Annotated in this window: 17 protein-coding genes; 4 read left to right on the forward strand and 13 right to left on the reverse strand. The window is 63.8% G+C overall.

Going from position 1 to position 19,034, the window contains the following annotated elements:
• Positions 1-351: 351 nt before the first annotated feature.
• Positions 352-1,395 carry a DUF2493 domain-containing protein gene (locus OLX02_RS16840; RefSeq protein ID WP_039336855.1) on the reverse strand — a complete coding sequence of 348 codons (1,044 nt, stop codon included), beginning with the start codon at positions 1,393-1,395 and terminating at the stop codon, positions 352-354.
• Positions 1,396-2,378: 983 nt separating this feature from the next.
• On the opposite strand from OLX02_RS16840, the gene OLX02_RS16845 reads away from it, so the two are divergent.
• Together OLX02_RS16845 and OLX02_RS16850 are read left to right on the forward strand one after the other, a co-directional pair.
• On the forward strand, positions 2,379-3,866 hold the full coding sequence (locus OLX02_RS16845; protein ID WP_010890949.1) for a Fic family protein: 1,488 nt from the start codon (positions 2,379-2,381) through the stop codon (positions 3,864-3,866).
• Positions 3,867-3,885: 19 nt separating this feature from the next.
• Positions 3,886-4,161 (forward strand): hypothetical protein, encoded by a 276-nt coding sequence (locus OLX02_RS16850; protein WP_010890948.1) that lies wholly within the window; start codon positions 3,886-3,888, stop codon positions 4,159-4,161.
• A 12-nt stretch (positions 4,162-4,173) separates the two neighbouring features.
• On the opposite strand, the gene OLX02_RS16855 is transcribed toward OLX02_RS16850, so the two are convergent.
• From OLX02_RS16855 to OLX02_RS16910, 12 genes are all read right to left on the reverse strand, one after another.
• Positions 4,174-5,046, reverse strand: a complete 873-nt coding sequence (locus tag OLX02_RS16855; protein ID WP_010890947.1) for a hypothetical protein — start codon at positions 5,044-5,046, stop codon at positions 4,174-4,176.
• 15 nt (positions 5,047-5,061) lie between these two features.
• Positions 5,062-5,451 carry a type II toxin-antitoxin system VapC family toxin gene (locus tag OLX02_RS16860; protein ID WP_010890946.1) on the reverse strand — a complete coding sequence of 130 codons (390 nt, stop codon included), beginning with the start codon at positions 5,449-5,451 and terminating at the stop codon, positions 5,062-5,064.
• Positions 5,448-5,693: an AbrB/MazE/SpoVT family DNA-binding domain-containing protein gene (locus OLX02_RS16865; protein WP_010890945.1), complete on the reverse strand. Its 246-nt coding sequence runs from the start codon at positions 5,691-5,693 to the stop codon at positions 5,448-5,450. Before OLX02_RS16865 ends, OLX02_RS16860 begins: the two co-directional genes overlap by 4 nt.
• 211 nt (positions 5,694-5,904) lie before the next feature.
• Entirely contained in the window at positions 5,905-6,447 is a 543-nt protein-coding gene (locus OLX02_RS16870; protein WP_226019648.1) for an RES family NAD+ phosphorylase, read from the reverse strand.
• A gap of 18 nt (positions 6,448-6,465) precedes the next feature.
• The gene (locus tag OLX02_RS16875; RefSeq protein ID WP_226019649.1) at positions 6,466-6,810 is read right to left on the reverse strand and encodes an antitoxin Xre/MbcA/ParS toxin-binding domain-containing protein; all 345 of its coding nucleotides are present in this window, start codon (positions 6,808-6,810) and stop codon (positions 6,466-6,468) included.
• A gap of 188 nt (positions 6,811-6,998) precedes the next feature.
• Positions 6,999-7,610 carry a MucR family transcriptional regulator gene (locus OLX02_RS16880; protein ID WP_226019650.1) on the reverse strand — a complete coding sequence of 204 codons (612 nt, stop codon included), beginning with the start codon at positions 7,608-7,610 and terminating at the stop codon, positions 6,999-7,001.
• Between the two features lie 72 nt (positions 7,611-7,682).
• Entirely contained in the window at positions 7,683-8,276 is a 594-nt protein-coding gene (locus tag OLX02_RS16885) for a hypothetical protein (protein WP_226019651.1), read from the reverse strand.
• 325 nt (positions 8,277-8,601) lie between these two features.
• The gene (mobF, locus tag OLX02_RS16890; protein ID WP_226019652.1) at positions 8,602-11,619 is read right to left on the reverse strand and encodes a MobF family relaxase; all 3,018 of its coding nucleotides are present in this window, start codon (positions 11,617-11,619) and stop codon (positions 8,602-8,604) included.
• Positions 11,585-13,972: a type IV secretion system DNA-binding domain-containing protein gene (locus tag OLX02_RS16895; RefSeq protein WP_264424764.1), complete on the reverse strand. Its 2,388-nt coding sequence runs from the start codon at positions 13,970-13,972 to the stop codon at positions 11,585-11,587. Before OLX02_RS16895 ends, mobF begins: the two co-directional genes overlap by 35 nt.
• The gene (locus OLX02_RS16900) at positions 13,965-14,255 is read right to left on the reverse strand and encodes a ribbon-helix-helix domain-containing protein (RefSeq protein ID WP_226019654.1); all 291 of its coding nucleotides are present in this window, start codon (positions 14,253-14,255) and stop codon (positions 13,965-13,967) included. The genes OLX02_RS16895 and OLX02_RS16900 overlap by 8 nt, the downstream gene beginning before the upstream one ends.
• 589 nt (positions 14,256-14,844) lie before the next feature.
• Positions 14,845-15,258 carry a single-stranded DNA-binding protein gene (locus tag OLX02_RS16905; protein WP_193829243.1) on the reverse strand — a complete coding sequence of 138 codons (414 nt, stop codon included), beginning with the start codon at positions 15,256-15,258 and terminating at the stop codon, positions 14,845-14,847.
• 282 nt (positions 15,259-15,540) lie between these two features.
• Positions 15,541-16,452, reverse strand: coding sequence for a HEPN domain-containing protein (locus tag OLX02_RS16910; protein ID WP_193829242.1), 912 nt, complete (start codon positions 16,450-16,452; stop codon positions 15,541-15,543).
• A gap of 498 nt (positions 16,453-16,950) precedes the next feature.
• Here OLX02_RS16910 and chrA point away from each other — a divergent pair, with 498 nt between their 5' ends.
• Together chrA and OLX02_RS16920 are read left to right on the forward strand one after the other, a co-directional pair.
• Complete coding sequence (gene chrA / locus OLX02_RS16915; protein ID WP_193829241.1) at positions 16,951-18,276, forward strand: chromate efflux transporter; 1,326 nt, start codon at positions 16,951-16,953, stop codon at positions 18,274-18,276.
• 127 nt (positions 18,277-18,403) lie between these two features.
• Positions 18,404-19,027 carry a superoxide dismutase gene (locus tag OLX02_RS16920; protein WP_264424768.1) on the forward strand — a complete coding sequence of 208 codons (624 nt, stop codon included), beginning with the start codon at positions 18,404-18,406 and terminating at the stop codon, positions 19,025-19,027.
• Positions 19,028-19,034 lie beyond the last annotated feature (7 nt).

Consider the following 19,034-nt stretch of genomic DNA (forward strand, 5'->3'; position numbering starts at 1 on the left):
TTGTCTCCCGTCCGATGCTGGGCCCGGTCACCATCGTGGGCCCGTATTTCATCCTACCGGGGGGCAACCACCTGACCAGCGCGTCCTGATCGCGTGGAAGCGCACCCCGCGATTACCCCATGTGTTTAACCCTGTTGGTCAGCGCCCCGGTCGCCCCAAACACGGGTGTTGCCTGCCCGGCCGATGCGAAGGCTTCGCGCCCCTGCCAGCAGGCCGCAAGGCCGTTACAGGCGGGGGCAAGAAGCGAGCGAGCCGGGCCATTATTTCGTGCGTCCCGATCGACAAAAAAGAAGGGCATCCGGCGGTGAGACCGGACACCCTTCTGGTTGATTGGGAAGGTGGCGCCCCCGCTCAGAACGGCGGGAGATCGTCGCCATTGGCAACCCGCTTCATCGCTGGGCGTTCAGCCTGCGCCGGGTCCTTGGCGCGCTGCGCTGGAGGCTCGTGCTGGGCCGATGCGTCGCGCACGATATGCAGGGGGATGCGGGCCTCACGCAGCCGGTCGGCAAGGTTCGCCTGAATGCCGCCGCCGCTACACACCACCGCCTCGACCGGCTTGAAGGCCAGCATGCGCGCATTGCGCTGATAGGGCGCCGAAGGTCCCCGCGAGGTATCGGGCTTGCACAGGATCACCGGCACATTGTGGCGCGATGCCCAGGCGGCTGCGATCACGTCCGCGCCCTTGTTCTGGGCGGTGGTTGCCAGCGCCATCGACGGCACCCGTGCGTGGATCGCATCGAGGTAGTCTTCAACGAGGGCAATGTCGGTGAACTGCTGCCCGCCCGAGAACACCACGACTGGTCCTGAGGGGGCGAACTGCTCGCGCCGCTGTGCCTTCTGCGCCGCGAGATAGTCGCGCGCCTCGATCATCGAGGCGTTGGTCTTGGACGAGACCCGCGAGCCGCGCACCGGCGAGAAGGGCCGGCCGGTCTCGACGAGGTAGATGCGGGCGGCATGGTCGCGCATGCATTCCATCGCGTCGCGGCATTCGGCGAGGCTGCGGGCCTGCATGGTCAGGTCTTCAAGGTCGGTCGCATAGACCTCGCTTGGATCGTATTCGCGCAGCTTCTCCTGCAGCCGGTTGGCCATCGCATCCTCGCGGTCATCGAGGCGTTTGGCGACGACGTGGAAGCTGTTGGCGATCCCCCAGGCGACCTCGCTGGCGAAATCCTCCATCCGGGTGTCGCGGAACAGGTCGAAGACCGTTGCCAGCATCATCTCGATGGCTGATTGCGCGGTCTCGGGATCGGGCATTTCGCTGCTGCTCGGTTCGTGCTCGATCGAGAGCTTGGCAAACTCGGTCTGCTCCATGAATGCCCGGGCGTAGTCGGGTGTGGCGATTTCACGCGCATAGTGTTCGGCAAGGTCGGCGAAGTTCGAGAAACGGTCCGTCATGATAACCTCCAAAAGGAATTTTCTCTCATCACACTGATGAAAGATGCCCATCGGAGGGACGCCGGAGTCAGGCAGTCAGGGACGGCGGCGCGAACGCGCTGCCGCCGCGAACAGCGGGCGCGGGGGGAGCCGATTTTTGCTCGCAAGGCGGTTAGCCGCCGCAGGCCAAAATCGGGGGGCACCCGCGATCCTTGACGGCCGCCAATCTCCCAGGCGTCATGCTATGGCGATGCTGATTTCGCTCAGCCACCGAGATGAGAGAGAGATTACGGTTTTGCCCCCGCACCCCTCTGGGCGTTCGGGGTTAACCGCAAAACGCCACTCCTCTACGCCCCGCCTGACCATCCTGAACGAGGACGGTCATGGGCGCGCGGCGGGGCGCTCTGGCTGCGCCAATTCTGGCGCGGCCCAACACAAAGCGGACCCCTTGCCGGAGACAGTCAGTCGGCCCGTGGCCCGGTGCATCGCACGGGCGCGGGGCGGCGACGAAGGCGGAGTGCAAGAGTGCCGGCGGCCCAACGCGAGGAACTTCGCACCCGCAGGAGCGCAGCCCGCAAGGGCGCGCGGGACCGAGTGCGGCAATCTTGACGGGGCCGCTCATTCGTTAGCGCGCTGGGGGAAGGGGAATTGCTTTGAGGATAAGATGCACAGGCTCGCCAAATCTGTTTGGAATGTTAGGATACGAGGCATGTCCAAGGCGAGCCTTGCCCCCCATGATGAACTGGCCCGGCGAAACCGGGACAGGCAGCGCCTTCGTGCAATCTTGCGGGAAGGGGCACAATCTGCGCCGGGATGTCCTGCTGATCAGCGATATTTCGCGGCGCTCCGTGCGCGGGTGGCGCAGTGTGCAGATGGGCCATATCCCGGGGCCAGTGCGTAATTCGCGAAAATTCGCTCATATTGCGTCTTAAGTATCATTTTGTCGCATAAAGCGCTTCTTAAATCTCGAATCTTCAGGTATGAGGCTCCGCAAGGAGCAAACAATGTCCAGAAATTCGCTCGCGGCGCTCCCTGAAGTTTTCGTTTCGGACGCAGCGATCTCCAAAGCTGTCTATCAGGCGGTGGAGCGCGGGGAATTGCGCAAACTTGGCTCGCGCCTCTACACTCGCAATCTCGGCGAGGAACCTGAACGACTGGTGCGGCGCAACTGGTACAACCTCGTCGCCGCATATTATCCTGATGCGATCATTGCCGATCGCACAGCGCTGGAAGGAAAGCCGGCCGAGGATGGTTCGGTATTCCTGATCTCGTCGAAGCGACGCGAAACCGAGTTGCCAGGCCTTGTCTTGCGACCGAGGTCGGGCCCTGCAGCTCTCGACAGTGATCGCCCGTTCAGTGGGGTCCGGCTAGCTTCGACGGCCAGGGCCTATCTCGAAAACATGCGGCCGACGCGCGGGCGCGGTGGCCGGATATCGAGAACTGTATCCCGCGCCGAACTGGAAGAGCGGCTCGACCGGATGCTGCGCAGCCAGGGTGAGGGGGCCATCAATCGGCTGCGTGACGATGCGCGGGCGCTTGCATCGGCACTCGACTACGAGGCCGAGGCCGCCGAGCTCGACGGCCTGATCGGCTCGCTACTCGGGACTCGCGAAGCGGTGATGCAGAGCGAAATCGGCAAGGCTCGTCTGGCGGGGCATCCGTTCGACCCGGCGCGCGTCGAAATGTTCGAAGAGCTGTTCTCGGCATTGCGCGAGACCGTACCGGAGCGCCGGCCCGTACCCGCGCGTAGCGCAGAGGCGACCTCGACCCTGGCGTTTTACGAAGCCTATTTTTCGAACTTCATCGAGGGCACCGAGTTCAGCGTCGAAGAAGCCGCCGATATTGTCTTCGAGGGTGTCATACCGACCGAACGGCCCGCGGACGCGCATGACGTACTTGGCACCTTCCGAGTGGTTTCGGACCTGGTCCGCATGAAGGTTCTGCCAAGCGATTATGCGTCCTTGCGCGAATTGCTCATGGACCGACATGCCGCCGTTATGGAAGCGCGCCCTGACAAGCTGCCGGGAGCCTTCAAGCAACGCGGCAATCAAGCGGGCGCGACAGTGTTCGTCGCGCCCGATCTGGTCGAAGGTACGCTCGATCGAGGCTTCGGCTTCTTGCAGGCCCTAGGCGAACCCTTCCAACGGGCCATTTTCATGATGACGCTGGTCAGCGAAGTTCATCCCTTCGCTGACGGCAATGGCCGGATCGCGCGGATCATGATGAACGCCGAGCTGCTGGCGCATGGCGAAGAGCGCATCATCATCCCGACGGCCTATCGCACCGACTACCTGAGCGCCCTCAAGGCATTCTCGCACAATCGCCAGACAGCGCCGCTGATCCGCATGCTCGATGTCGCGCAAGCATTCACGCACGCCGTTGACTGGAGCACCCTGGAATCGGCGCGGGCCATGCTGATGGCCAGCAACGCCTTCGATCAGGGTGAGGACGCAAAGCTTCGGCCCGTAGCCATCGGACTTGGCCGCACATGATCAGGCAGGAAGGTTGAACATGGAATTCGACGACCAGATGCGGCGCTTCTTTGGGACCGATGATCTCGGAGCGGTTTCACCCGCAGCAATGGCCAGCGGCGTCGAACGGATGCAGGTCGAGTTCGGGCTCGAGCCCGACAAGGGCCGCAGATTCGCGATGTGGTCCCTGCTCTACATGCTGGGCTCGGCACCCGACCTCGATGTTGCCTTCAAGGACGATCGCGACCGCGATGCGGCACGCACGTTCATGGACCTGCTGGACCAGGCGAATGAGGACGCAAGCGGACCGCGCTAAGGCGCTAACCGTTCAATGGAGCGTTTCGCCATCGCGATTGCGGACGGGTTCCCTGTCCGTGCAGTGAGCAAGCCACTCTATGGCACCATGGGTGCAGAACCAGTCGATCCCGAGTTCCTGAGCATACCATGCAGCTTCGCTCTCGCGGCCGGGCGAATAGGTGCCGGATCCCTCGTGCCAAAGCCCTGAGTTGGCGAGATAGTGCGGGATGTGGCGATTGGCGAGGTAGGCCTTCGCCGCCATGTCGCGCGTGTGCTCGCAGTCGCCTTGCATCCGGTAGGCAAGCAGCACGCGGGTGAATTCCATGAAGGCCGAGATTTCATCACGGTGCTTGTCGAGCAAGTCTTCCGCTGCCTGATAGGCATCCGACCGGATTAGCCATATCAGAAGGACGTAGCGCAGACCTTGATTGTCGTTCGGATTTAGGTCGAGCATCTCGTGCAAGTGGGCGATTGCGGCGATCCGCTCACCCTTGTCACAAGAATACCAGAGATCCTGAGCCAGCGCGAAACGCGCGCGCATATAAGGGCGGGTATCGAGAACCAGCCAGAAATCGCCCTTGACCTCGGCAAATCGTCGTTCGCCGACCGCGAGTTCACCGGCGCAAACCGCACGCAAAAGATATTCGCGGCGCTGCGAGTCCGAGAGATTGCGAAGCTCGGAGAGTTGCAGCCAGGCATCAGCACAAAGCGGCGACCGGGCGAGGGCCTTGCGGGCCAGCAAATTGCGACGCGTCCGGTCAGGCTCGTCCCAAGCGTCATAGGCAAACTGCTGCGCTTCGTTGATATCGTCGGAACTGCCGCCGCCGCCGCTGCTGGAAAGCTTGCGCAGTCCATCGCAATCCGGGAAGCGCTCGAGGTCGGAGCCGGATTGCTTGGACGTCATCTCAATTGCCTTCCCTCAGCGAATGACTGCGACGCTAACCCCGGCGGCGGCGGCAACGGTCCGCCACTGCTTGTCCGCAGTCAGGGCTGGGAGGCCATCGCGGCGGGCCAGTGCAAGGCAGAACCGGTCGCCGAGCGACAGGCCGGCTTCGGCCGTCGCGGCGCGCAAGCGTCCGGCGATCGTGGCAAGGCCGTGGTCCGCATCGACGATGGCCATCGGCAAGGGTTTCAGCATCGCATCGACTTCGCCCGCTGGCATGCCGGCGTGAATGAAGTGGCTGACGACTTCGGCAAAGTTGACGCTGGACATGCGAGCATCCGCGATGGCGTCGGCAACCTTGTCGGCTCCGGGCTCGTCCCGGAGCAAGGCAAGGAGCGCTGAGGCATCGAGCACCACTTCGCTCATTCGCCGGATTCCTCACGGCGGCGGGCAAGGAAGGCATCGACCGAGGCCTCGGACTTGCCGCCCGTGTACTTTTTCGCGAGCGCCTGCGCGTGAGCGATGGACTGCGCGACCGTTCGCAAGATGACGCCGTCCTCGGTTTCCTCGACCAGCAAGGCGCCGCCACCAGCGAGGCCGAGCCGCTTGCGGATATCGGCAGGCAGGCTCATCCGGCCGTTTGGCGTGATCGTCACTTGAACCGTCATGGCAGTGCTCCAGGTCGCTTGGCATGCCCCTACACGAGGCAATGTTCGGACATGAATTGCATCTTATGCCATAAAACAGAAAACGTGTCACATGCACCGCATTATGGCACGATCGTCCGGATTGATAATATTTCTTATGTTAAATGCAGCTCCGCCAAGACCCATGTTGCGCGCCTCCGCTCGGACGGAAAACCGGCGCGTTAGCCGACGGTTATGATGGTTCTCGCCGGGAAGACTGATCACGCGGCAGTCGGAGTTCGTCGTCGATGACCTCGAGCCGGTGCGGCGGATTGCGGCTCCACGACCACAGTATGAGATTGCGGTCGTCGGACGTGGCGCGCGACGCGAAGCTCGGCACGATCACGCCGGCACAGCCTCCGGCAATCAGCCAGTCGGCAAGTTCCCAGGTAGGCACCGGCTGGCGGTCTCCGGCAAGCCGCTCCCACGCACAGCCAAGCTGCGCCAGCGTCACCCGCGCTGCTTCGCGCACACCGGGATCGGTCAGGTCGAGGATGTCGGCCAGTTCCGCTCGGTAGCTGCAGATGGTGAGCGGCTGCGCCTTGAAGGCAAAGCCCTGCTGCGCCTCGAGCCAGGCCGTTTCGAGGCTCAGTGCGGCATAGAAGCAGGCCGTGCCGATGCGGTTAAAGCGCCCGCCATGCAGCTTCGCACCTTCACCGGATTCCGGATCGAACGCCCAGGCCGGATGATGCGCGCGGTAGACGAGTCCGTCGAACCGGCTGAAGGACAACGTCATCTTGAGGGTGCCTGGCGATCAGGCAAACCCACCAGCGGCGATCCGGCCAAGATAGGCGCGCACCTTCTCGCCGAGGCCCTGGCGGACAAGTTCTTCGGCCGTGGCATCGCCGAACGAAGGCAGCGGCTGCGAGCGATACCAGGCATAGGCGGCCAGTTCGCTGCCTGCCCAAGGGATGACACGGTTGATGATCTCGCTCACCTCGCGCAGCCGTGCCTGGGTGACCACGCTCTGGCTGCGGGCAGCCTTGGAGACAGCATCGCGGGACAATCCGGCCGCGAGCGCCAGCTCAGACTTGGTGATATGCAAGGCGGCCGACAGCCGGTCGGGCGATACGCCCTTCTCGCCGGTGACTTCGCTCAAGAATGCCGCGCTTGCCATTTGCCTCACCAAATGCCCTTAATTTTGGTCATAATGTGTGGCGCAGGCAGGGACTTGTCAAGGTGAAGGCGTTACGATGGCACGTTGCAGCGAAGCAGCAGTGCCCAGGATGACCGGAGCATGACGCCTCGGCGATGCGTGCCGCTAGGCAAGGCAAGCCCCTGCAGCACTCAACCTTGCGGTTCAGCGCCAGCAACCAATGCATCCGCCTGCGGCACATCGACCGCGTCAAATGCCACCTTGAGCTTCTTGCGCGGCGCCTTCCGCTTGACCGCCGCCTCGTCTGCGGGCGCCCCGCTTGCAGCCTTGCGCTTAACGGGGGCCTTTCTGGCCGGCGCAAGCTTCGAACGTGCGTCCTGGACCGGTTCGGCCACCTGTGCCGGTGCGCCCAACGGCTTGCGGCCCAGTCCAATACTCAGCGCCAGTTCTTTGCGCCGCGCGGCGTAGTCGGGCGCAACCATCGGGTAGCTCGCAGGCAGGCTCCAGCGCACCCGATACTCGGCCGGCGTCAGCCCATGGTCGCTGCCAAGATGGCGCTTGAGCAGCTTGAGCTTTGCGCCGCATTCGAGGCAGGCGATCGCATCCGGCTTGACCGAGGCGCGTACCGACACAGCCGGCTTGCGCTCTTCGTCCACGATCTCTGTCGCTTGGCCGAGGCGGGCGAGCGAGGCATGGACGGCGATGATCAACCCCGGCAGGTCATGTGCCGAAACCGCATTGTTGCTGACGTGCGCGGTGACAATGTCGGCGACGTGATCGAGCAGCGTTTGGGTTTCAGCCAAGGGAGATCCTTTCCAGGGAAGCGCGTAATGTTATCTAGGCGATAAGTATCTCTGGCACCATATCGACCGCGCCTAAAGGGCGATACCCTGTGGTGCGGCCCTGGTTCTTCGGACAGCGAACAGCTCGCCTTGCGGGTTTGTATGCACGGCGGACGATCGTCGCACCGGCGCAGGCTTACGCAGCAAGCCCAGTACGTGCGGTTTGATCCCGTAGACCGCATGGCGCCCACCCCCACGGTTCTTGTGGTTCGTTGCATAGCCTGCATAGTGGCGCGTCATCAGGCCGGCACGCACGAGGTCGGAAATCGCCCGGCTGATATTGGCGCGACCGACGGCCTGGACCTGCTCTTCGACAGCTGCGTTGATCCGGGCGGAATCGCGTGCCGCATCGCCAGTCAGTTCCCCAAGGAGTCCTGCCGTCACGCGTGCGCGCAGGGCGGCGCGGCGCGCGGGCTGCTCGGTCATCGGCAGCAGCTTGGTGCAAAGCCAGTCGCGCAACAGGACGGGTGCCCCTGCCCTCATCACAAAGGGGCCCGCCTGCCCTCGCCTGTCCGCGAGATCGGCGACAAGCTGAAGAACCATGAAGGCGTAACGTGGCCGGTTCGAGGCTGCGACCAGGACCGCATAGATGTCCCCGAAATCGGTGATCTGTGGCTCGTGCTCCATGGATCAGTATTGAGCACAAAAGGTGAATCCTGTGAATCCCCTTCCCGCACCGCGCATGTCGTTTGTCGTGCGTGACACTTCGCCCGAGCGGCCTTCGCGAAACGAAACTCATTGGCGCTGTTCCAAGGAGCCGATCTCCCGCAACCCAAAGCAAACGGGGCAACCGGCACCTGCTTTGCGCCCTGCAAAGTGTCACTTTGTCCAAGGGCGAAGTGTCACAGGCGGCATATCTCGACCGCTCGCAATCAAAATGGAATAAAGTGATCTCTCCATCAATCTCGGAGGTGTGACACCGCCATTTTTTGACTTGGCAAACCAGCGTTCCCTAGAGTCCCAAATCCAACCGTTTCTCAGGCACCGGTGCCTGCATTCCGCAATGCTTCTCGGGTTCCGCGCGCAAGGAAGCAGGATCAATATCAGCCGATTTTGAGACCGATGAACGCCCCGCCGAACGGACAGTGGCCGAAGGCGGATCGACGACCTTCTCCCCCACCGCTTCCAGCGCGCTGGCCTTGTCGCCGCGATTGCCTTCGATGGTCCTGAGCAGTGCGTCCCTGTCGTTCGTGACGATCTCAAGATTGTCGCGAACGCGCGTTGCCATGACATAGGTCAGGCGCTGGTTGGACAGCAGGCGTTCGGACGAGTGCATGACCCCGATCCCCTTGTCCGAGGTCATACCCTGCGCCTGGTGCATGTTGATGGCATAAGCCAAACCGAGCCGCTCGAGCATGGGATCATCACGCCGCAAGGTGAAGATGTCCCCGCGCGCGTTCTCGATGCGCACGCTGTCGCCATTGATGCCCAGCACCCGCGCCTGAGCCGAATTGAACAGCGCCCGATCCTTGTCGTTGGCACTCCAGCGGATCCGGTCGCCTGCATGGATCCGCACTTTCTCGGTCTCATAGAGCGCCAAGGCATCGCGGTGGTCACCGGCCTCGATTTCACCCGGCGAAAAACGGACATGCTCCCCTGCCCCGTCCCGCAAAGTCACCATGCCCTTGGCGTTGGCCGAGAGCACCTCGTACCGGCCGACATCAATCCCCGCCGGGCGATCCCTGCGGAATACCTCGACGACCTGCCCCTTGCGGTATGTGTGCGCCAGGCGCAGTTCCTCGCGGGTCGCGTTGACCTTCTGGAGCGTGGTCAGTTCAAGCCCGTCCCCGGTCAGAACGCCCTCGGCACGAAGGCCGGCCTGCACCAGCGCATTGAGTTCGGACCGGGTTTCCCGGCCCGACGCATAGAGCGCAGTGCGTTCGCGGTCCTCGGATGACAAGTCCAACCACCGCCGAGCGGCTACCGCCCGATACTCGACACCGGCACTGGTCACGCGGTCTCCCAGCACCTCGAACGCCTCTCGAAACGCCCCTGCCCGCGCAAGGCCCGCCACCGCCTTCATCGCATCGGTGCGCTGGCGCAGACTTTCCTCGAGGTGTGCGATGGTGGGTCCGTGCGACTGGACGAGACTGAAAGCCTTGCCGGCATCGATCGGCTGCAACTGCTTGCGATCCCCGATCATCACCATGCGCTCGACACCCATCCGATTGGCGATGAGGACAAGGTCGTTCATGGCCTCGGTCGAAACGAGCGAAGCTTCGTCGAGCACGAGGATCTTGCCGGACAGTGCGTCGCGCGATGCCTCGAGCCCTGACCCGGCGCCCTGCCCGGTCGCAGAGCGATGCGCATGGACAAACGCCGCGACGGTCTCGGCGGCAATTCCCCCCTCGTCGCGCAACATGTCGACCATCTTGTTGGCCATGGCGAGACCTAGCACGCTGCGCCCATGCTCCCCCGCAACCTCCGCGATGCTGCGGATCAGCGTGGTCTTGCCGGCACCGGCAACGCCTTGAATCACCACAAACCGATCCGGGCTCGACAAGGCAACAACGCCGGCCGCCAGTTGCTCGGCACTCAGCGGATGATCGCCCGCGATGGCCTGCAGCCGCTCCACGGCCCCATTCGCAGGGACTAGGACAGTGCCCCGCCCGCGCCCGGCATCGATCCCACCCAGCAGCTTGCGCTCGGCCGCGAGGTGGCCGGGCGTCGTCACATGCGTCACCGCGCCATCTGCGCGATCGGAAACACCCGGGATGAGGGCGCCGCTGCCCAGAAGCTGACCGATCCGCGCTTCGACCCGCTCGATGGTCACCCCCTTGATCCCGAGGTTGAGCGCGGTGCTGGCAAGCTCGCCAATGGCAAAGGCCGCCTCGCGCTGCCCTATGATCCGCAATGCAGAAGCCACGGCGAGTTCGCTGCGGAAGGCCTGCGGCGACAGCTTGAGGCGGGCAAGACCGTTGGTGGCCAGCGGATCGTCGGGCAGCAGGTATGTGCCGACCGTAGCGCGCACCGAGCGCAAGATTTCGCCTGCGTGCCGCAGGGTGCCGATCAGTGCTTCCCGCCCCGGCGTGGCGGTGGAGCGCTCCCGCGCCGCTGCCACAAGCGTGGCACCGGCAAACCCCAGCTCTGCCGCGCGATCGCGCCAGACGCCCCGCAGTGCCTCGCGATCCTCGAGATTGATCTTGTCGTCGCGGGTGCGGCGAGTGATTTCGCGAAGGATACGGGTTTCGTCGGCGCCGCGGCCCAGTTCTGCCGCCTTGGCGAGAATGTCCTGTCGGCGCTGGCTGAAGGCGTCGATCACCGCCTTGGGTACGCCCTCGATCTCGAACTGGCCGTGCTTGCCGGTGATGCGCGTTTCGTATCCAAGCTTCTCGATCTCGGAGCGCAGGGCCGCGTGATAGGCACTGCCAATCGCGGCGTTGTTCTTCCATAGCTCGCCATTCCACAAGGCGCGCCATTGCCCGGCTGCGGTGCGCGTGATGGCAGCGATGACCACGTGTATGTGCGCCTGAGGATCGAGCTTGCGGCTCGTGTCGTGCTGAAACATGGCATAGACGAGATTGCCCGTGCGCACGGCCTCGCCGCTGCGATTGCGATCGTAGTTGCGCGCTTCGGCGAACTTCTTTTCCGCCCAGGCCATGGTCTGGCGCACCGCGAGGCGATGGGCGGCGAGCAGGCGTTCGTCGCCCGCGACATAGGCCAGCACGCTTGCCGACTTGGGCATCGAGAAGGTCAGGTCGATACCGGCCCGGCGATGCTCGTGCGCATTGACCACGGTGCCATCGGGGAGTGCACCGTTGAGCAGGGTCTCGAAAGTGGCCTTGCCGACCTCGCCGTCAAGGCCCAGCGCGGCAGCCCCCTCCCCGCCCCATTCGCTCATCTCCGAGGCGTGCTCGCCGGTGTAGTAATCGTCCTTCGCAAAATAGCTCGCCGCCCCGCCCGCCGATCGCACTGGAGCCACCGACAACATCGCATCAGTCCCCGATGCCCGGACCGTCGTCTCGGTCATGGCCAGGCTCGGTCGCCTCGTGCCCCCGCCGCGCGTGACGGTCGGTGTAGTCGAAACCCAGCTGTTCCTCGCGCGCCGCGAGCAGCTCGGGCGCCTTGCGGGCCGCGGCGATCCCGGCACGCCTGCCGATCGCGGCATCGCGCGCGCTGTCGGCAAGGCGCGGCTCCCCCGTGCTTTGCGAACGCATGTTGCCGATAATTCCGGCGAGGCCCGCTTCTGGCTGGCTTGGGTTATCCGGTTCGCCGGCAGCGCGCGTGTCGGTCTCGCGCTCGCCCGCGGTCACCTCGCGCCGATCGGCCGCAGTGAACAGGTCATCGGTCAGGCGGGCGCGTTCCTCCGGCACGATCTGCCCCACCAATGCACGCTGCTCCGCTCCCGCCCGTGCAGGCACGGGCTCGACGCCCCCCTCCCCTTCGGCAGGCGCGGCACTGCCGCCCGGCGGCACGAAAGGCGCGGGCGTCAGGCTGGCGCGTCGCCGCCAGGGTTCGGCCACGGCCGGATAGTCGCGCCAGACAAGGCGGATGCGCGTGGCCGGGAACCCATCGGGGAACTTGAGGAAACCGTAGAGCGCGGGGAGATTCATGATGTCGTCGGGAATGACGAGCGGCTTGACCTCGGTGCGCGGCGTCAGGGTCGAGGCATCGCGGGTGTTGTTGTAGCCGTAGGAATAGGCCTCATCCATCTCGCGCACTTCGCGGTTGCCGATAAACTCGGCGCAGACCCGTGCGGTTTCCATGTCGGCGGTCGAGAGGATCAGTTTGGTCCGCGCCAATGCGGCCAGGTTGATGGCGCCCTGCTCGCCGTAGGTTTCTGCAAGCTTGTCGAAACTGTGCATGCCGAGCACGAAGGCACCGCCAAAGGCCCGAGCAGTCTGGAGACCATGCTCGATCGCGGGCAGACGGTGCAACGCATGGACCTCGTCGAACAGGAACCAGGTGCGCAAGTCACGGGTGCGCTCGAGCCGCATCAGCGCGTTGACCGCCATATCCATCCACAGCGTCAGCAGCGCGCGATTGAGCGTGAGGTCGGTATGGGTCGAGGTGATGAAGAGGATGCCTCCATCGCGCGCCTCCTCGCGCATCCAGGCGTTGATCGAGAACGCCGGCAACCCGCCCTCGACCGGATCGGGCAGGAAGCGGATGACCTGCGCATTGGTGTTGAACACCGCCCGAATCGATTCCGCCATGCGCGCAGCCTGGGTCGCCGTCAGCGGATCGGCGATGGTGTTCTCGAGCATCCGGTGCACGGCGGACAAGTCGGCATGCATGAGGTGGTGGGCGATGGCGCCGTTGGAGATGAGCCCGGCTTCGGCAAGTTTGACGCACATTTCGACGAAGAGCGTGCGCGCAGCCATCGCCCAGAAGGGTTCGGCATTGCCGCCATCGCTCGGGATGAGCGCGGCGGCGGCGGCGGTGAAGTCGGCATAGTTCACGCAGTCGTTGAAGATCGTCCAGGGCGGGCAGCGCTCGTCCATCGGATTGAGAATGTGGTCGCGCGAAGGATCGTAGAAGCTCTCGACGAAGGCCCCGGTCAGGTCGAAAATCACGCAACGGTGCCCACGCTCGCGCGCCTGGGCGACGATCGAGCGCAATTGCGTTGTCTTGCCAGCACCAGTCGTGCCGATCAGCATCGCGTGGCTCTGCTCGAGCCGCCATGGGAAGGGAACGCCCGCCATGTCGTAGGGCGCGGGGATCCCCATCGCGAGCCGCCGCGCGGGCGAGGTCGTCGCAACCCGTGCAGCATCAAGGCGTGGATCGATCCGGGCAAGCTCGCGCGCGAGTTCGGCATGGTTGTGCGCGGCGATTTCGCGCAGGAGGACGGGCCGCTCGACCAGCATGGCGCCGCGCTCGTGGCGTTCCTTGAGGATCTCGATTCCGCGCCGACGCGACACATCGACGAACCAGATCGAGAGCGGGATCGTGAGGAACGCCGCCCCGATCGCGGCGGCGAGCGCACAGTGCATGGCCTTGGCCCAGGCGATGCGGACCGCACTGTTGTAGGGGACCGCCCCCATCGGCACGCGGATGACGCGATCGGAGGGCAGGGTCAGGTTGATCACGTGGGTGGGGTCAAAATCGACCATGTCCCAGGCCAGCGCATAGAGCTTCATCAGCACGAGCTGGATCTCGTGGTCCTCCATGTGGAAGGTCAGGATCAGCGAGGCGAGGATCGTGAAGGCGAAGAAGCCGATCACCAGCGGCAGCTTGAGCCCCTGCCATGTCATCAGCACTTCGTGCGTCAGCAGCTGCGAGCCGCGCGTGAAGTGGCCGGCGTTGCGGATCACCCGCCCTCGTGCCGAGTGGTGCTGGACCGTGGCCGGCCGGCCGTCGAAACGGATGCCACGCTCACGCATCGTGGTAGGCCTTGAGCCGTTCGATGGTGAGCGCGGGCAGCCGCTCGGCGAACTCGGGGTCGGCCAGGGTAAGCAACCGATCGGTCGCGGCCTGCGTGCTTTCGATGATCGCGATGAGGCGCGTGAGGTTGACGCCGTGCCCAGCCTCGACGAACGGGAGCCCCACATCGATCAGCTGGCGGATGATGGCCGAGCGCGACATGCCAAGCCCTGAAGCCAGCGCGTCGATCCGTGCGAACTGGTCCTGTGCGAGCGAGACGCCCACATCCCTGAAGGTCTTCACCAGCGTTCCCTTGCCTTGAGGGAACGTGATTTCGGGTATCGCAGCGCCGATCCTACGCCGCTGTCGTGATGCTGTCGAACCGAAATCGGGCTGCAGCCGGCAGCAACCAGAAAGGGCGCAATTTCAGCATCTTGCGAGAAGGGCCGGTGAACTGCAGCGGGCTGCAGCAAGGGCAAAGGGCGGCAAATTGGCGGATTTCTGCCGTTTCTTGAATACGGCCCCGCCGTGTACGGTGTGCCTGTCAATAGGCAGGATTCAGGCCCCTTGGACCGGTACTGGCGGCTTGATGGAAATCTCTGGTTTCTCCCGGATTCCTGCGGGATTGCGGCCCGTTAGGGCCGTGGCGGTGGCCGCGACCACGTCGAAGCGACTGGGACGAAATTCACCATTTGTTCCGTTTGCGGGTACAAATAGCCATCAGGCGTGCCCAAACTGCCTGACCCTTCCGAACGACCATTTGGCCATGCAGATGGTCTTCGACGGCCGGGGCCAAGGGTCCACGGGTGAGTACAAAACCTGACGACAAAAGGCCCCTGCGGATCGTCCGCAGAGGCATTATCGAGGATGATCCTGGTGATGATAGGCGGCGCTACTTCGAGCGCCGCCGGGTGGTCTTGGCAGGAACTGGTTCTGCGGTTTCCTCCAGCGGGAGTTCGGCATCGGCTGCCGCCTTTTCCTTCGCCTTCGCGAGGAAGTCGACCTGCTCGGCGATGATCTCGCAACCGTAGCGGACCTGGCCGTCCTTGTCGGTCCAGCGAGTGTAGTGGATGCGGCCCGTGACCATGACCAAGGCGCCCTTGGCGACGTGTTCTGCGACCTGCTTGCCGACGCCGTTGAAGCAAGTGACGCGATGCCATTCGGTCTCGGTCTGACGATGTCCCTCGCCGTCCTTGTAGTGGCGCGTGGTGGCGAGGGAGAGGCTGGTGACCGAGGCTCCGCTCTGGAGGTTGCGCACTTCCGGGGTGTTGCCGACGAAGCCTGCGAGGATGACGGTGTTCTTCATGGCGAATTCCTTTTGAAGCTCATTTGAGTGTCCAAGGGACCATCCCTTCGACTGAGCCCCGAAAGGTCCGGGGGCGGAGAGGACCGCACGAGCGACGCGAGGAAACCCCGCAGGAAGGAGTGGGGCGGGCAGCCGCGCAAAGCGCGGCAACACGGTCCGCGCCGGCGCGGGTTGCGTGTCCTGTCCGGCTTCGGACAGGGGCGTATTTCAGTCTCGGAAGGGGATGGTTTTTGGGCGCGGGCGAGCGTTCACGATGGCCTGTCGCGAAGAACCAATCCTGCCTCAGGCAGCCTTGGCAAGAACCTCGATGCGCGCCTCGCAGGCGCTCTTCACCAGCCCCTGGAGCACCTCCACCCGCCCCGCGATCCAGGCGAGTTCGTCTGCCGAAATTCGGTAAGATGGCGCGTACCTTGCCTTCACATAGGCATCGCGCAGCAAGGCATAGCATCGCTTCTCGAAGCGCCCGGTTCGCGGCCAGACATCCTTCAGCACGGGCTCAAGTTCCTCGGCCATGTCCCGCAAGCGGTTGAGGTTATGAGTCTTGGGCGAGTAGAGCGTTCGAACGAGGAACAGGCAGTGGTAAAGGCGCTCGGTTGCTTGGTGGAGGTCGAAGGCAGCGAACTTTAGCTGCTGATCGGCCATACTGGTGTAGGCGCGCTCGACCGAATCCCGGGCACTCTCAAACCATTCCTTGAAATAGTCCTGCGTCGCCTCGAGAGCCTGCTGGCAGGACAGTGGCATGGGCTGGACGAAAGCGGATTCTGCCTCCTCGAACAGCACCACTCCATCATTCAGAATGTCCATAAAGAAGTACCGGCCGAGCCGCAGCTTGTCGTTCACATCCTCGAGGCTGTGGTAGATCAGGCTGACTGGAGTGCGCAGGACAGTGCCTGCCGACAGGTCGGCAAGCAGCCTGCTTTCGGTCGCTTCCCAGAACTGGGCGATGTCAGTGAGATCGTCGTGGTTCACGACCACCAACAGGTCGTAATCGGAAAAGTAGCGGCCGACCGGTTCTTCGACCCAATCTCCGCGGGCATAGGAACCGATCAGCACGATCTTCAGCAACTTGCCTGCGCGATAGCGTGGCTGCGTGCGATGCGCGATTGCCTCGGCACAGCCAGCGCGGACCGTCGCGACGACGTGCCCGAGTTCGCGCCGCTTGCCTTCGGGGAGATGATCGAGGCCGGATTTCATCAAATTTGGAATCGGCGGATTCCATCTCTTGCCAAGGAAAAAGTGTAAGCGCCCTGCGGCAAGCGTGGAAGGACATGAACTGGCGATATGGGAGGGTAGGGCTTAATGGCAGAGGATGGAACAAACTCGCCCTTGAGCGGAGCGACTGTGAACGTCGGGCTGCGCCGAAACCGGCCATTCGCCGGTCCACCAAGGCCCGCTCTCCTATTTCAAGGCCTGGAGTGAGTACGGAACGGTAGGTCTGGGCTGCGGCTCCGTCGCAACCAGGCGTTCATTTTCCCGTGGAGGTCGCTCTAACCCGCCGACTTGCGACAAGTACAAGTCGATCACTTGGACCCGCGAGCGACCTCCATCCCAGTTGGACCCAAGCTTGACCGCTAACAGAACCGGTGTCACAGTGTTCGTGTCGGGATCGAGCAACCTCCCGGTCAGGCGTCAGCCCAAGCGTTGCCTTTCACTGGTCCGCTCTTTGGCGGGCGGAAAGGCGTATCGAGGGCAATGGCGCGCGGTAACCTAAATTCCCTGCAAATTCCTACTTTTCGTGAACTCGTGAGGGTCTCCGTGCGAATCGGTTGCCTGAGCTTCGGCGGGCCGGTCGGACAGATCGCGCTGATGCACCGCGAACTAGTCGAAGAGCGGCAATGGGTCACCGAAGATCAATACCTCCACGCCTTGAACTTCTGCCATCTGCTGCCGGGTCCCGAGGCACAGCAGCTTGCGATCTGGATCGGATGGAAGCTGCATGGCCTTAGAGGCGGCCTTGCTGCGGGTCTGCTCTTTGTCATTCCGGGCGCACTTGTGATCCTCGCGTTGTCGATCCTCTATGGCTACGCGGCGCACCTCACCTGGTTCGCTGCGCTTTTCCTCGGGATCAAGGCCGCGGTGCTCGCGATCGTGGTGCAAGCGCTGCTGCGAGTTGCAGGACGGGCGCTTAATACCGGGTTCAAGCGAGGCATCGCGCTCGCAGCGTTTGCTGCGCTGTTCGTACTGAATCTCCCGTTTCCGCTTGTCGTGCTCGCCGCCGGGGCTGCTGGGACGATTGCCGCGGCAACACGCCCGGACCTGCTGGCGCTGAAGCAGACCGACAAGGCACCGGAGCTCGCCCCGCGCCCCTGGGGGGCCAGCATTCGCGCTATCGTAGTTGGATCGCTGATCTGGGTCGCACCGATGGTGATGGTGTTCATGACGCTCGGCCCCGACCATGTGCTTTGGCAGGTCGGCGCATTCTTCTCGAAGCTGGCAATCGTGACCTTCGGCGGCGCCTATGCGGTGCTCGCCTACATGGCGCAGCAGGCCGTGCAGGGCTTTGGCTGGCTGAGCGCTGGGGAAATGGCCGACGGGCTCGGCCTGGCCGAGACCACGCCAGGGCCGCTGATCATGGTGACGCAGTACGTCGGCTACCTCGCGGCGTTCCGCGCGCCTGAACCGTTCACACCGCTCGTTGCTGGAGTCATCGGTGCGGCGTTGACGACCTGGGTGACTTTTGCCCCCTGCTTCCTCTGGATCTTCGCGCTGGCACCGTGGATCGAACGGCTCGAACATGCCCATAAACTCAAGGGTGGACTAGCCGCCGTGACTGCGGCGATCGTCGGAGTGATCGCCAACCTCAGCCTGTGGTTCGCACTCCATGTGCTTTTCAAGCGGGTCGGATCGGTTGAGCTCGGGTCGCTCACGATCTCGGCGCCCGAACTCGCCAGCTTTGACTGGCGCGCAGCCGTCTTGGGAGCACTTGCCGCGTTCCTCATCTTCGGCCGCAAATGGAACATCATCCGCGTGCTCGCCTTGAGCGCAGCAGGCGGCCTTATCCTCGGTCAGATCGCTTGAACAGGAGCCTCACACCATGAACGACGTCTCTCGCCGCAACGCCATTGGCAGCATTGCGCTTGGCGTCGCAGCCGCAGCAGCCCCAGGTCCCGCTGCTGCCGTCACACCCACTTCCGGAGGTGCTCCCATGACCAGCCCCGCTCCCGCCTTTGCCGGCGGCCATACCGTCAAACCGCTCGGGTTCGATCCCACCAACCTTACGGGTCTCTCCGAAAAGCTGATCCGCTCGCACTGGGAAAACAACTACCAAGGCTCGGTAAAGACCCTCAACATGATCGAGGGTCGGCTTGCCGCCGCGATGGCTGACAAGGATCTTCCACCGGTCGTCTATGGCGGTCTCAAACGCGAGGAACTGCACCGCACCGGCTCGGTGATCCTCCACGAACTCTACTTCGAGCAGTTTGGCGGCAATGGTCTGGCGGCAGGAAGCATCCGGGATGCACTGGCTGCCAGCCACGGTTCGTTCGAAGCGTGGGAAACCGAGTTCCGGCGCACGGCGATGGCGCTGGCGGGCGGCTCTGGCTGGGCCATTCTCGCCTGGAACCAGTACACCCGCTCATTGCATAACTACTGGGCCTGGGATCATACCAACGGGCCGGTCGCTGGAGTGCCCTTGCTCGTGCTCGACATGTACGAACATGCCTTCGCCATGGATTATGGCACGGCCGCTGCGAAATACGTCGACTCCTTCATGCACAATCTCGATTGGGCAGTGGTCGATGCGCGTTACCGCTCCGCATCTCGTACCTGAGGCGCAC

Origin of the sequence: Novosphingobium sp. KCTC 2891 (assembly GCF_025938155.1) — a bacterium.
Taxonomy (GTDB): domain Bacteria; phylum Pseudomonadota; class Alphaproteobacteria; order Sphingomonadales; family Sphingomonadaceae; genus Novosphingobium.